The sequence below is a fragment of the Actinomadura macra NBRC 14102 genome (assembly GCF_001552215.1).
Classification (GTDB): Bacteria; Actinomycetota; Actinomycetes; order Streptosporangiales; family Streptosporangiaceae; genus Spirillospora; species Spirillospora macra.
In genome coordinates this window covers 1-13802 of the sequence record NZ_BCQT01000021.1, presented here as the reverse complement: position 1 = coordinate 13802, position 13802 = coordinate 1, and the positions used below count along the sequence as shown (strand labels likewise).

15 protein-coding genes are annotated in these 13802 nt (G+C 70.6%); 11 read left to right on the top strand and 4 right to left on the bottom strand.

Annotated features, from left to right (window positions below):
• Positions 1 to 22 precede the first annotated feature (22 nt).
• Both AMA02S_RS32785 and AMA02S_RS43295 read right to left on the bottom strand, forming a co-directional pair.
• Positions 23 to 3367, bottom strand: a complete 3345-nt coding sequence (locus AMA02S_RS32785) for a lantibiotic dehydratase (RefSeq protein WP_157430981.1) — start codon at positions 3365 to 3367, stop codon at positions 23 to 25.
• Between the two features lie 99 nt (positions 3368 to 3466).
• The gene (locus AMA02S_RS43295; RefSeq protein WP_067466404.1) at positions 3467 to 3658 is read right to left on the bottom strand and encodes a gallidermin family lantibiotic; all 192 of its coding nucleotides are present in this window, start codon (positions 3656 to 3658) and stop codon (positions 3467 to 3469) included.
• Positions 3659 to 4243: 585 nt separating this feature from the next.
• On the opposite strand from AMA02S_RS43295, the gene AMA02S_RS32775 reads away from it, so the two are divergent.
• The 10 genes from AMA02S_RS32775 (at position 4244) to AMA02S_RS32730 (ending at position 12851) form a co-directional block, all read left to right on the top strand.
• Positions 4244 to 4825: an RNA polymerase sigma factor gene (locus tag AMA02S_RS32775; protein WP_067466401.1), complete on the top strand. Its 582-nt coding sequence runs from the start codon at positions 4244 to 4246 to the stop codon at positions 4823 to 4825.
• The gene (locus AMA02S_RS42365; protein ID WP_067466398.1) at positions 4822 to 5739 is read left to right on the top strand and encodes a hypothetical protein; all 918 of its coding nucleotides are present in this window, start codon (positions 4822 to 4824) and stop codon (positions 5737 to 5739) included. The genes AMA02S_RS32775 and AMA02S_RS42365 overlap by 4 nt, the downstream gene beginning before the upstream one ends.
• 57 nt (positions 5740 to 5796) lie before the next feature.
• Entirely contained in the window at positions 5797 to 6393 is a 597-nt protein-coding gene (locus tag AMA02S_RS32765; RefSeq protein WP_067466395.1) for a helix-turn-helix transcriptional regulator, read from the top strand.
• 86 nt (positions 6394 to 6479) lie between these two features.
• Positions 6480 to 6884 carry a hypothetical protein gene (locus tag AMA02S_RS32760; RefSeq protein ID WP_067466393.1) on the top strand — a complete coding sequence of 135 codons (405 nt, stop codon included), beginning with the start codon at positions 6480 to 6482 and terminating at the stop codon, positions 6882 to 6884.
• Positions 6885 to 7024: 140 nt separating this feature from the next.
• Positions 7025 to 7324, top strand: a complete 300-nt coding sequence (locus AMA02S_RS32755) for a hypothetical protein (RefSeq protein ID WP_157430980.1) — start codon at positions 7025 to 7027, stop codon at positions 7322 to 7324.
• Positions 7325 to 7417: 93 nt separating this feature from the next.
• A complete protein-coding gene (locus tag AMA02S_RS32750; protein ID WP_067466387.1) occupies positions 7418 to 8221 on the top strand; it encodes a glutamate ABC transporter substrate-binding protein in 804 nt (267 codons plus the stop codon).
• A 56-nt stretch (positions 8222 to 8277) separates the two neighbouring features.
• Entirely contained in the window at positions 8278 to 8919 is a 642-nt protein-coding gene (locus tag AMA02S_RS32745) for a hypothetical protein (protein WP_245667931.1), read from the top strand.
• A 14-nt stretch (positions 8920 to 8933) separates the two neighbouring features.
• Positions 8934 to 9992 carry an ImmA/IrrE family metallo-endopeptidase gene (locus tag AMA02S_RS32740; protein ID WP_067466528.1) on the top strand — a complete coding sequence of 353 codons (1059 nt, stop codon included), beginning with the start codon at positions 8934 to 8936 and terminating at the stop codon, positions 9990 to 9992.
• 138 nt (positions 9993 to 10130) lie between these two features.
• Entirely contained in the window at positions 10131 to 10997 is an 867-nt protein-coding gene (locus tag AMA02S_RS32735; protein ID WP_245667930.1) for a Sco1979 family transcriptional regulator, read from the top strand.
• Between the two features lie 228 nt (positions 10998 to 11225).
• Positions 11226 to 12851, top strand: a complete 1626-nt coding sequence (locus AMA02S_RS32730) for an ABC1 kinase family protein (protein ID WP_067466381.1) — start codon at positions 11226 to 11228, stop codon at positions 12849 to 12851.
• An 8-nt stretch (positions 12852 to 12859) separates the two neighbouring features.
• Here AMA02S_RS32730 and AMA02S_RS32725 read toward each other — a convergent pair whose 3' ends face one another.
• Both AMA02S_RS32725 and AMA02S_RS32720 read right to left on the bottom strand, forming a co-directional pair.
• Entirely contained in the window at positions 12860 to 13204 is a 345-nt protein-coding gene (locus tag AMA02S_RS32725; RefSeq protein WP_067466377.1) for a hypothetical protein, read from the bottom strand.
• Positions 13201 to 13425: a hypothetical protein gene (locus AMA02S_RS32720; RefSeq protein ID WP_157430978.1), complete on the bottom strand. Its 225-nt coding sequence runs from the start codon at positions 13423 to 13425 to the stop codon at positions 13201 to 13203. The genes AMA02S_RS32725 and AMA02S_RS32720 overlap by 4 nt, the downstream gene beginning before the upstream one ends.
• Before the next feature lie 143 nt (positions 13426 to 13568).
• Between AMA02S_RS32720 and AMA02S_RS32715 the strand changes: the two genes are divergently transcribed.
• Positions 13569 to 13802: hypothetical protein (locus tag AMA02S_RS32715; RefSeq protein ID WP_157430977.1), on the top strand; the 234-nt coding region annotated here is incomplete at its 3' end.

The window sequence follows — 13802 nt, the reverse complement described above, 5'->3', positions numbered from 1 at the left end:
GGGGGCGCGGGGGGAGCGGGGGTCAAGGATCTTCCTTCCGGGTATGGCGGCGACGCTCGGCGTGGTGGAGCGCGCACGCGCGGGCCAGTGTCATCGCGGCGGCCTCCCGCTCAAGGCCGCCGACACCGATGATCCGGTTGCAGTGCATGTGGAGGAGACTGCCGACGATACGGCTCTCCGGCGTCCACGGTTCGACCACGTTCCGGGTGAGGTCCCGGTAGGCCGGAAGTGATGCGTTCCGGCGGTCGAGAAGGTACAGCACCGCAGGGCCGCCTGGCAGCCCACGCAGGCCCGGCCACCCGCCGGCCGGGTCGATGAGCGCGGCCCTGCGGTGCCTGTCCCGCCGGAACCCCGGCGGGACGTCATGGGCGGACCCGGTGGTCGACAGCCAGGCCGCGACGGGATCGTCCCGCCAGCGTGGCTCGACGGCGCCCAGGTCCGGCTCGACCGGTCCGCCCCACGCGTGGACGATCGCGGCGACCCCGATCGCGGCCAGCTCCACCGGATCGAACCCGTGTTCCCGGGCGAGTCGCAGCAGCCCTACCGTCGCCTCCGAATCGGCTTGGAAGAAGCGCTCCGCCGCGTCCATCGCCTCGGGGCCGCCGTAGCGTTCGTATTCGGGGTCGTAGCCGTCCAGGACCATCCGTCCGGCGAGCCCTGCGTGTTCCCAGGCCGAGGCGGTGTCGTGCAGCAGGGAGAGCACCGGTCCGTTCAAAGCGGCGGCGTCCCCATGCAGGCGCGCCCGGATGTGGAACGCGGGGTCGGTGTAGCGGATGAAGAACCAGCGGTCCACGCCGCCGAGCGCGAGCGCCTTGTCCACGAATTCCGGCAGATGGTCACGGACGAACATGTCGCTGCGTTCCGGCGCCATGTACAGCTTGGCGAACAGCCAGTCCGCTCCAGGCTGCATCACGCGCGGACGTCCCGCCCGGGGCGGCGACCAGGTCGGGCGCGAGCGCCGGTCGGGCTCGCGCCGCCGGACGGGCAGGACGATCTCCGCGACGTACCCGGCCTCGGCCCCCTCCGCGCAGGCGCCTGCGCCTGCGCCGCCCGGTGTGTCAGGGGACGTGTCGCCCGGGGAGAACCAGCCGTCGGTGAAATCCTCACCGCCCGGGACCTCCTGCGCCACCAGGCTCATGCCCCGCTTCAGCTCGTTCCTGAGCAGTTCCACGTCCCAGCCGTCCCGCAGGTCGAGGCGGATCCGCTGGTCGTTGCTGGTGGCGAGGATCCGCGCCGGGACGGCCCAGCGGTCCCGCCAGTCCGCCAGCGCCGCCGCGAACCGCGCCGGGTCCGGCGCATCCGGACGCAGCGGCTCCAGGGACCAGGTCGCCGGCCACAACACCGTCCGGCCGTAGCGGACGCGCGGCTGGTAGGGCGCCGCTCCCATCGCCGACCAGTCCCATGGCGACCACATCTGGTGGTGCTCGAAGGCGATCTCGCACAGCAGCCGCACCGCGTTCGGTGCCTGCGTCAGCACGTTGAGCATGTTGTAGAACAGCGGCCGGACGGCCCTGGCGCTCGGGGTGTGCACCGCGTAGAGCCCACCGAGCGACGCGCCGACGGCGATGTCGTCCAGGTCGAGCTCCTCCGGGCCGCCTGCCGGGCCGCCTTTCGGGTCGCCTTCCGGGTGGCTCTCCCCGGTGTCCGGGAGCGCGGTGACCCCGACCGACAGCCGCGTCCCCGTCCAGCCGGGGTCGCGGGCGATGTTGCCGCTGCGCGCGTGCCTCGGCTCGTAGCGGACGACGACCGGGAGCGGCTCCCCGCGAACGGCGTCGCGGGCGCAGCCGGCGAGCATGTCGCGCGCCGGTTCGGCGAGCACGTCGGCGAACCGCCCGAACGTGGAGCCGTCCAGGTGGGAGCCGGGGTTCGGCGACACCACGAGACGGAAGTCGCCGCGATCGACGGCCGCCTCGTCCGCCGCGACGACGTGCAGGTAGAGCTCGAACCCGGGCGGCGCGGAGGCGGGGTCGTGTTCGCCCTCGCACAGCGCGTCCACGAGCGCGTCGTCCAGCACGACCTCGCGGCGGCCGTCACGCACCGCCTCGAAGACCAGCGAGGCAAGGAGCCGCGCGATGCCGTGCGGCCGCACGCCCGGCGTGTCCTCGCCCTCGGTGGGGCCGCCGCGCGGACCGGGCGGCCAGGAGTACCCGGCGGGCGCGCCGAGCCCCCGATCGGCGTCCAGCAGCTCTTTGATCGGCACGAGCCGGCCGAGACCGTACCGCTCGACGAACTCGGCGTGGTACCCGCGCAGCGCGGGCGTGCCCAGCAGGGGAGGGGCGAGCCGCCACAGCACCTCGGCGGCCCGCGCACCCTCGGAGGCGACGTCTGCGGGCAACTGCACCCGATGTCCAAGCCCGAGATCCACGTGGACGGCGGAGTTGGTGTAGGCGTTGGCGTCGTCGCGGACGTCCCGCAACAGCCGCACGACCTCCTGCGGTGCGGCATCCGGAAGAGCGCCGACGACCCGGGTGAGCACGTCCACCCTGGCCCGGACCTCCGCGTCCCCGACCCGGGCGTCCGTGCCGCCGGCGGTCGCGGCTTCGCGGTCGATGCGGTGGAGGGTGGCGTGCATCTCGGCCAGTTGGTCGGCCGGGCCGAGCCGCGGCCGGAGCTCGGTGACGAGGAGCTGTTCGGCGACCAGTCCGCGCACCAGCCGCAGGACGGCCTGCTCCGTCGCCCGCGCGAACCGGGCGAGCAGCGCGGCGGCGAGCTCGCGCACCGCGACGGGACGCCGCGCCAGCTCGATGGCCGCGAGCACGACCGGTGTCGCCCGGACCGAGGTGACCGCCCTGCCATCGCTGCCCGGATCGATGTCCGGATTCGTGGGATTCGGCATGACCACTCGGTCGCCATGGGTCTCCACGAGCTGGTGGGTCTGGACGCGCAGCCACGGCAGCACCGTCGCGTCCAGCTCCAGGACACGCGCCAGCCGGGCGAGGACGGCGGTGTCGGCGCGGGCCACGACGCGGTGACCCGCCGGCTCCGACCAGCCGACCTTGGTGTTGCCGGCGAACGCCACGGCCGTCACACCCGCGAACAGGCCGAACGGCGTCGGCCTCGTCGCGGCCCGCCGCGCGTACCGGTGGACGGCGAGCGCGGTGCGCATGACGCCGCCCTCCCCCGTCCCGGCCAGCCCGGACCGGACGCCGCGGACGAGGTCGGGGCTGGCCAGTTCCAGCGCCGCCATGAACCACGCGTCGGACGCCGCGGCGCGGAGCAGCCGCAGCGCGTCCCGGACGCCCGGTAATCCGGGGGCGCCGGGCAGCGGGTCGAGGCGGAACCCCACGGGCAGCACCGGCGCACGCAGCATCCCGGCAGGCCATGCCTCGAAGATCGGCGGCCTCACCTCGACTGGTGACTGGGACACCCGGAATTCCCTCTCCCCGGCTGGACGCGCACTCCACCGGAAAAGTTCTGAGCGGCCGGCTCCGACCCCGCCCGAAGGTCGGAGCCGGCCCTCATCGGACTAGCAGCAGCACCAGCTGCAGAAGCTGCCGCCGCCTGGGCTGGTACAGCCCGGAGTGCAGACCGAGTGGCTCGTCACGGATGGCCCGGTGGTGACCGTGACCAGGGAGCTGTCGATGTCGAGGTCGAAGTCGACATCGAAGTCCATGTCCGAACCGGGGGTCGTCGTGCCCTCCGTCGCGTTGACCGGCATTTCTTTCCCTTCCCTGGGCGTGCTGACGGTTCACTGGAAATCCTCATGGAGTTCCAGCCGCCCTGACCTGGTGCCGAAACGACTCGTGCACCTCCGCCTCCCGGGCGACGAATTAGCCGCCTCCTCAAACCGACCGGGACAAGGTGACTGCCATGATCTGTGTTGCGTGCCAGCGGTGTTCAAGAGGTGGCTGTGAAGCTGGCAGTAATGTCACTCGGCGCTGACGATGCGCTAGAACCATGCCACGTACCGTGACGACTTTCGTCCAAGTCGCATTGCGTCGGCGACCGTGTTCGCAAGGCGATGAGGCGTGCCCGCGAAGCCCTCGCACACCGGGTCCACATGCGCTGAGCTGGCGACCTTGACCTTATTCAGTCATTCAACTTGATGACCTTGAAAATGGTTTCGGGGTCGAACTACACAGGAGCACTCGGCCAAGGGTGTCCACGGATGGTGATGGCCGTTAGTCTCACCGCGGTAACGAGCGATGCCCGAACTTTTCCGGCTGCCAGGACTGCCAGTTACGGCTCGTCCGAGGACGGCGGTTGCCGGGAGGCTCGGCGATGGCTATCGGGGAGCAGGACCATGACAGATACCGACAGCTATGACCTGCCGGGCGGTGACATCGGCGACGAGGAACTCATGGCCGAAGTGTGCCGTGGACGCGAGCCCGCCCTGCGGGTGCTGTACGACCGGCACAGCACCGCCATGTTCCGCCTCCTCCTGCGCCTCACGTCCAGCCGTCCCCAGGCGGAGGAGATCCTCCAGGAAGTCTGGCTGGCAGTCTGGCAGTCCGCGTGCCGGTTCCGCGGCGAGTCGTCCGTCCGCGGCTGGCTGCTCGGCGTCGCCCGCCGCCAGGCCCACAACCGGCTGCGCCGTCGCGAGTTCGCGCTGGCCCCGCTGGAGGAGGCTTCGCACGTCCCTGACCCGGGTGCCGACGTTGAGGCCAGCGTCCTGTCGGCCGCCGCCCGCGAAACGCTCGCCGACGCCATCACCGAGCTCCCCGAACACCTCCGCGAAGTCGTCGTCCTGGCGCTGGTGGATGAGCTGCCATACCGCGACGTGGCAGCCGTGCTCGGTATACCCGTCGGTACGGTGAAGAGCAGGATGTCGCACGTGCGGGCCAGGCTCATGCGATCGTTGGTGGAAAGGCAGGAGTCGCTGTGACGCATTTGTCCAAGGAAGAGATCGCGCGCGCGGCCCGTGCCGCCGACCGCCGCCTGACCGGTGACCCCGACGTCCCGTCCTACACGGCCCTCCTCGGCGGCCGGCTGCCCGCTCGCCACGCCCCGTCCCGCCGCACCGCCCGGCCGCCGTGGTCCACCCGATCCCGCCGGCGGCACGCGCCGGCGCACGCCCCCCAGCGTGCCCGGCCGGCCCAGCACGGGTCACCGGCCCGGCGCGCGCGCCCCGTCCAGCGCGCCACATCCGCCCGGCCCTCGCTGGCCGAGGCGGTCCGCACCGCCGCCGAGCTCACCTCGGCGCAGGTCAGGCTGTTGCCACGCGCCCTGCCCGCGTTGTCGGTCATCGGCCTGACCGGGGCCGTCCTGCTGGCGCTGACCACGCCCGGCGCGGCGGCCACCCGCCTCTTCGGTGCCGCGGTCACCCTGATCGTGCTGGCCGGGGCGCTCTGTGTCCGCGGGGCGCGCCGCGATCCGCGCGGCGAGTTGCTGCGGACGCTGCCGATCGGCCCGCGCGCCGTCTTCCTCGCCCGGCTGACGCTCGTCCTCGGCTGCGACGCCGCCGCCGCGCTCGTCGCCTCGGCCACCGCCGGGTTCGCCGGCGACGCGCTGCGGACGAGCGAACTGATCTCCGCATGGCTCGGCCCGTCGCTGCTGTCCTCCGCCGTCGCGGTGACGCTCACGGTGTGGCGCTCCTCGGTTCTCGGCATGCTCGGCGGCGCGCTGACCTGGACGCTCGTCACCCTCCCCGGCACCGGCGGCGCGCACGAGACCGGGCTCGGCGCGCTGTTCGGCCGCACCTGGGCCACCACCCCGTGGAGTGCCCCCGCCGCCGTCCTGCTCTTCGCGCTCGCGACCCTGCTCGCCGACCATCCACGGACCTCCCGCCGCGAACGGTGAACCCAAGCCCCCCTAGTCGCTACGTACTACCCGTAAGAGCGACCCGAGGGAGGCGCGGTGGGAGAACTCCGCCTGATGAGCCGGACGGCCGGCGTCATGGTGATCTGTGACAGCCTCGGCGACCAGTTCGAGCCCTATACGTCCTGGTTGGACGGGCTCGGCGTCCGCTGCGCCTTCACCGGCGACGTGCCGTCCGCCGTCCGCCGAGACCGGCCGCCGCTGGTGGTGCTCCCCGTCTTCACCGAGGTGAACGCCCGGCGGCTGCACGAACTGACCGACGAACATCCCGGCGTCGCCGTCCTCGGCGTCGTCCGCGACCTGACCGGGCACCAGACGCACCGTGCCATTCACCACGGCGCGACCTGGGTGCTCAACATGCTCCTGCCGACACAGTGCTACAAGGATGTCCTCTTGACTCTCGCCGGCACGTACCTGACCCGCGGCCCCACATCGGCGCCGACCAGCGAAGACGAAGACGAAGAACTGATCCGCCTGCTCTGCGGAACGGCCACCGTCGCCGAGATCTCGAAGCACTTCTACTGCTCCGAGCGCTCGATGTACCGCAGGCTGCGCTCCCTCTACTCGCGGCTGGGCGTCCGCGGGCGGAACCAACTCCGCGCCCATGTCGCCCGCTCCCGTCAGGACGTCACCTAGGGAGGACCTCGCCATGCCGATCGGACAACCCATCCCGAACCAGCAAGCAACCGTCCATTCCCGTCCGAACATGGTGACCTGAAGCGGTGCGCCCCATCACCGCGGCCGTCCTCACGCTGAGCCTGAGCACCTGCCTTGCCGCCAAGTGCGAACCGGTCCACCCGTCCACCCAGTGTTCGGCGAAATCGTGCGACATCACGATCGGCCGGGCGGCGACGCGACGCCAAGCCAACCGATTAGGCGACGGCGGCGCCGGAGGTGCCATCGTCACCGCGACGGGCCACGTGGCCTGCGAGCTCCTCACCCACGCGCTGCCCATGCAGATCGTGTGCGAGGTGACCGGAACCCTCCTCGGCCAAAAACTGATCAAGTCGCTGCGCCGGGCCGCCCGAGGCGGCGACTGCCTGCGGATCCACTTCAGCGCCCCGTCCCACAAGCACTGGAAGGCGGTATCGGCCACCCCGTACTCCGGCCGCGCCTGTCCCCCGTGACCGACGCCAGCAGCAGGAATCCATCCCTTTCCCTCCCGGCACTTCCGCGCCACCGTAACCTGACCGATGGTGGTCGCACGCGTGCGGACAGTCGCGTCCCGCGTCACTCTTGAGTGCGGAAGAAAGGACGGGTGATCCCGGTGTCGGAACCTGCGGAGAACGCGACAGTCCAAGCCCCGGAGTCCGAGGCGTCGAAACTGGGCCGCTTCGTGGCGCTGTTCACCCCGGTCTTCGTCGTCGCCGCCGGCTGGTTCGCCGGTCTGGTCGCCCAGGTCGTCCCCGGTGCCCACCTCGACGAGGCCCAGCTCACCACCTTCATGATCGCCGCCATGACCGCCGCCCTCGGCTCCGGCTGGAAGTGGCTCCAGGGGTGGCAGCAACACGAACGTCTGGTAGCCGAAGGCAAGGCCACTCCCCTCAAGCCGGTCAGCCCCAAGTAACCCCGCCGATTGCCGGAAACTATGGCGAGTCTAGCTGTTCGGGCGTTTCCAGATGTTCACCTTCGGGTCGTTTTCGGTTGGTAGCTGTGGCGCGTGAACAGCGCATTCGCTCGTGGTGTGGCGGTGGCATGCCTGGGGCTCACCGGATGCACGGCGGCCACGGCATCGGTCTCCGGCAAGGACACGCTTGTGATCGGGGTCAAGGCCGACCAGCCGGGGCTGGCACTGCTGGAAAAGGGGACGTACCGCGGCTTCGAAGTCGATGTGGGGTCCTACATCGCCAAGCAGGTGGGGGCCACCAGGGTCACGTTCAGGACGGTGACGTCCGCCAATCGGGAAGATTTGCTGAATGACCACTCCGTAGACCTGGTTCTGGCCTCCTACTCGATTACGCCTGACCGTGCCAAGCTCGTCACTTTCGGTGGGCCCTATTACGTCGCCCATCAGGACATCATGGTGCGCCAAGAGGAGAACGGCGTACAGAATGTGCGGGACCTGGCGGGACGCCGCATGTGCCAGGCCAGCGGGTCGGTCTCGACAGAGCGTGTGGTGACCGGTCTGGGGATCAAGCCACGGCTCGTCCCGTCGCCGTCCTACAGCGACTGCGTCCGCAAGCTGCTCAACGGTGGCGTCGATGCCGTGTCGACCGGTGATCTCGTGCTCGCCGGCTTCGCGACCCGGTTCCGGAACCGGGTGAAGATCATGAATGTGCCCTTCACCGACGAGCGGTACGGCGTCGGGTTGCGCAGCGGCGACGTGGACGGGTGCGAGAAGGTCAACCGGGCTCTGACCCTGATGTACCAGGACGGGACGGCCGCGCGGCTGCTGCACAGGTGGTTCGGCGCGTCCAACCTCGCGCTCACCACCTCGGTGCCCGAGTTCGAAGGCTGCTTCTGAGCCGGGCCGGGATCGCGGCGGACACTCTGTCGGTGGCGGTCGCTAGCGTGGGGGCCGTGGAGGAACGCAGGGTTTGGGGCGAGCTACATGCGGCCGGCTTCCTGCATGCCGTGAAGGAGGCGCATCGCGAGGCCACGCTGGCGGTGTTCGGGGGGTTGAGCAGGGCGGCGGGGTTCAAGGAGCGGTCGTTCGGGGTCGGGGCCTTCGACGTGCTGGAGTCGCAGATCGACCGGATCTTCGAAGGCGACGACCGGGTCTTCCGGGACGACCTGAACGGCTCGCCGGGATGGCGGTACGGGCCGTACCGGATGCTGACGAAGCGCCACGAGTTCGGTGCCGTCCGGGCCGTCCGGTGGGATCGCGACAGTCCGACCAAGCAGTCCGTGGCGCGGCAGGGGTACAGCGAAGACCCGCAGCTGGCGCTGGACCTCGGGATCGCACGCGACACGCCCGGGGTGTTGACGCTGGTGCTGGCCCACAGCGCCAGCGAAGAGCCGCTGGAAATGGAGCTCTTCCTGGGGCGGCCCAGGTGGAACGCGGACGGCGGGACGGCCTGGCACTGGGTACGGGAGCTGAGTGACGAGGCGCTCGGACGTGATCCACGTCGTAAGCTCGTCGAGCGGACATTGCCGCTGTGGAGCGATGAGGCCGATGTGCCCATGCGGCTCCGAACAGAGACGAGCACTGAAACGGCTTAGTGGACGATGATCGGATGGCCCGGCGGGCCGCCGGGCTGCTGTTCGACTGCGAGCGGCTGACGCTGGCCCGGCGGCTCAGGGGGCTGCGCAAGAACCAGCTGGCGCAGAGCGTCGGGACGACACCGAAGGCGATCGGGCAGTACGAGGCCGGCGTGCACCGCCCGTCGGACGGGACGCTGTCGCGGCTGGCCATCGCGCTGGGCGTGCCGGTGGAGTTCTTCCGGCCGGGGCGTAGTCCGGTGTCCATGGACGGGGCCCATTTTCGGTCACTGAGGTCGACGACGCAGATCGAGCGCGACCAGGCCCTCGCCTACGGGCGGATCGCCATCGACGTGGTGGCGACCCTGGAGGATCTCGTCGACTTCCCGTCCGTCGACCTGCCGGAGTACTCCGTGCCACCGGACGAGATCGCCGGGAGCGGCCCGGTGGAGGCGGCGAGGGTCACGCGGAAGGCACTGCTCGACGAGCCGGGCCCGGTGCCCCACATGGTGCGGCTGCTGGAGGCACGGGGAGTGATCGTGCTCGTCCTGCCGGACGCGGCCGAGCGGGTCGACGCGTTCAGCGTGGGCGTCCATCCGCGTCCAATGGTGTTCTTCAACCCGGCAAAAGGCGATTATTGGCGGAACCGATTCGATGGAGCGCACGAACTGGGGCATCTGGTGATGCACGCCGACGCGGAGCCCGGCGGCAGGATCGTCGAAGATCAGGCACACCGGTTCGCAGCGGAATTCCTGATGCCGGAGCAGGACATCGCCCAGGAATTGCCCGGAATCCCCGATTGGGACCGCCTCTCCGCGCTGAAGAACACGTGGGATGTCAGCATGGCCGCGCTGCTGTACCGGGCACGCACGCTGGGGATCATGAAAGAAGGCGCGTACCGCAACGCGATGAGCGCGATGAGCTCCCGAGGGTGGCGGCGGCAGGAACCCGGGCAGGTCAGGGCGCTGGAACAGCCGACGATGCTGACCAGAGCGGTGGAGCTCGTGGGCGAGGCCGGCACCGACCGCGACCGGCTGGCCGAGCGGGCCCGGGTCACCCGGGCCGATCTCGACCTCCTCGTCCCGCCGCGTTAGGGCGCCGAAATCGGAACGGTCCCCGAACCGGGACCCGGAGAATGCAAGTTACATATCTCTGTCTCACGGATCCCTGCGCACGCACCTTTAGCTATGAGAAGCTCCGAGGGTTGTCAGGAACGAGACGCTGGAGATCTTGTGCTGGACAATCGGCAGGCCGGGCCCACGGCACTGCGCATGCAGATCGGCGCGCGACTGCGACGGCTGCGGGAGGAGAGGGGAATCGGGCGCATGCAGGCCGGGGCGGCGATCCGCGGCTCGGCGTCCAAGATGAGCCGGTTGGAACTCGGACGGCACGGCTTCAAGGCCCGTGACGTCCGCGATCTTCTCGACCTGTACGGCGTGAACGACGCCGACGAACGCGCGGGCCTACTGGAGCTCGTCCGGCAGTCGAAAGAACCGGGCTGGTGGCAGGCGTACGGCGACGTCGTGCCGAGCTGGTTCGAGCAGTACCTCGGGCTGGAGCAGTCGGCCACCGCGATCCGCGGTTACGAGGTGCAGTACATCCCCGGCCTGCTCCAGACGCGCGACTACGCGCGGGCCGTCATCGGCCTGGAGTACCACGACGCGCAGCACGACGGCCTCGACCGGCGGCTCACCCTCCGGATGACCCGGCAGGAGATCCTGTTCCGGCCGGTCGCCCCCGCGACGATGTGGGCGATCATCGACGAGGCGGCGCTGCGGCGCCCGATCGGCGGCCCCGAGACGATGCGCGGCCAGATCGAGCATCTGATCGCGGTCGCGGAAGGCATGAACAACGTGAACGTGCAGGTCCTGCCGTTCGCGGCGGGCGGGCACCTCGCGCTGGGCGGCCCGATCTCGATCGTCCGTTTCGCCGCGCACGACCTCGATGACGTCATCTACCTCGAACAGCTCACCGGCGCGCGCTACCCCTACGGCCCCGAGGCGACCCGCTACCAGGAGGTCATGGACCTGCTGTCCATCCGCGCGTGCCGCCCGTCTCGCACCGCCGCGTTCCTCAAAGACCTGCTCACCGAGTTCTGACCGCGTGTCACCGCACGGGTGATCGGCGGCCGTCGCGGGCTCCCTCGGCCGGGGGAGGTACGGCGTGACCTGCGTTCTTATGCTCGCCGGGTGCAGTCACGACCCTCCCGGCCCTCCTCGCCTTCGCCGTGGGCACCCTCGTCAGCACGCTGATCATGGCGTACGGCGCGCGGCGGCTGCTCAACGCCCCCGTCGCCGCTGTACTGGTTCGGCAGCGTCCGCTCCCGGATGGCACGAACCCGCCGGTACTGGCAGATCACGTTCGTGTTCCTGCGCCGCGGCCTCGGCCCCTACCTGCGCGGACGTGCCCGGCGCGGGCCGAGCACCCCGGCGGGCCGGGCCCGGCTCGCGCGGTCGCTGACCTCGGCGCTGGAGGAGGGCGGCGTCGCGTTCGTCAAACTCGGCCAGGTGCTGTCGACGCGGCGGGACGTCCTGCCGCCGGAGTTCGTCACCGAACTCGGACGCCTCCAGGACCGCGCCGCACCCGTCCCATGGCCGGACATCGAACAGATCATCCGCGACGAACTGGGCGCCTCACCCGAGGACGTCTTCGCCGAGTTCGACCGCGTCCCGCTCGCGGCCGCATCGGTCGCGCAGGTGCACACCGCCCGACTCACCTCCGGGGAGGAGGTCGTCGTCAAGATCCAGCGGCCGGGCATCCGCGCCCTGGTCGAACGCGACCTGGACATCGTCGGACGGCTCGCGCGCACCCTGCACTCCCGCGCCGCCTGGGCGCGCTCCCTCGGCGTGGTCGATCTCGCGGACGGTTTCGCCGCCGCACTGCGCGAGGAACTCGACTTCCGCGTCGAGACACGGAACATGGCCTCCGTCGCGGCCGCCGCGACGGCCCGCGGGTCGGACGTCCGCATCCCGCACCCGCACGAGGACCTGTGCACCGGCCGCGTCCCGGTGATGCAACGCCTGTCCGGCACCGCGCTCAGCCAGGCGGGACCGTCGATCGACGCCCGCGGCCTGGACCGCGGGCGACTGGCGCACGTCCTGCTCGACACCGTCCTCCGGCAGATCGTCTTGGACGGGATCTTCCACGCCGACCCGCATCCCGGCAACGTCCTGCTGCTCGACGACGGCCGTCTCGGCCTCATCGACTTCGGCTCCGTCGGACGCCTCGACACCGAGCTGCGGGCCTCGCTCCAGCGGATGCTCCTCGCCCTGAACCGCGCCGACCCTATGGCGGTCGCGGACGCGTTCCTGGAGGTCCTCGCCCGGCCGGACGAACTGGACGAACAGGGCCTCGTCCGCGCGCTCGGCGCGTTCATGACCCGCCATCTGGGCGCCGGGACCACCCCCGACATGACGATGTTCACCGACCTTCTCCGCCTGGTGGCCCGGTACGACCTGGCCGTTCCCGCCGAGATCGCCGCGGTCTTCCGCGCGCTCGCGACCCTGGAGGGCGGCCTCACCGACCTGGCGCCGGGCTTCGGCATCGTCACCGAAGCGCGGGCGTTCGGCGAAACGTACCTGCGGGAACGGCTCCGCCCCGGCTCCCTCCAGGACGCCGCGACCAACGAGTTGACCGCCCTCCTCCCGACGCTGCGCCGCCTCCCCCGCCGTCTGGACCGCATCACCGCCGCCGCCGAGGCCGGCCGCCTGACCCTGAACGTCCGCCTGTTCAGCGACGACCGCGACCGGCGCACGGTCACCGGCCTCCTCCAGCAGGTGCTGCTCACGATCCTCGCGTCCACGGCCGGGATCATGGCGGTGATGCTGCTCGGCCTCAAGGAAGGCCCGTCCATGACCAGGGAGGTGACCCTCTTCCAGTTCTTCGGCTACTGCCTTCTCGTGGTCTGCTCAGTCCTGGCGCTACGCGTCCTCGCCATCATCTTCCGCCGCTGACCCCGCTCTCAGCCACGCATGGCAGCGCGAACACGATCGACAAGCCGACGCGGCACCCCGTCCCCCTTCTCCCTCACCACCGCAGCCGTCGCCACGTACGGCCCCAGCCGCGCTCCGATCTCGTCCACCGCACCGGCAAGGTCATGGCATGGACCGATCGGATCCCCCGACGAGCCGACGAACCACGGCACCCCACCCACTCCCGCCTTGACGCGAACACTCTCCCCCAGCGCCGGCAGGCAAGGCGAGAAGACATGCAACAGCGCCGGAACCTGCTCATACCGAGGACGCGACGACCACCCCGCCGTCGCCAGCACCCGCGCGAGCTGATCCAAATATGGCGTCGACATCATCGGATGTCTCCCTTACCGGTCACCCTGAACTCACGGATCTTGGCTCGCAGACCGTCCGGCGTATCGGCGTCCACGCTCGCGTCCTCGTTCATCGCCTCACGGACCAAGGGCCCGCGCATAGCCCACCACCGACCCGTATCGCGCGTGTGGATGATGCTCCACTCCGGGAACTCTTCCCGAAGCTCGGCCTTGATCTGCTCGATGTCGTGGGACGTCGTCACGATGATCACTTTCTACGGCGAGAGTGGCGAATCGGTCACTATCAGTGAACAGGTGGCAGGGCCCACTCCCCAGATGGAGACTGGAAAGCCAAGGGAAGGCGGCGTCCCCTTCCCCCGAAGCCCGGCGAGAGGTGCGTCGCGACATGCCCGCCGCCCGAAAGATCATCGGCGCGCGTCCGCGCAGCCTGCGCGGAGAGCCGCGCGACCGGCACGGCCGCGCACGCTGGTCCCGCGAGAAGTGGGCCATCAAACTGCGCCGCGCTTCCCCCGGCTCCATCTACCGGCCTCTCTACGCCCACCTCACCGGCACTAGCGAAGCGGAACTCTTCGGGCTGGCAAAGGAGGGCCGGACACCGAACGTGGAAGCGTTGAACCTA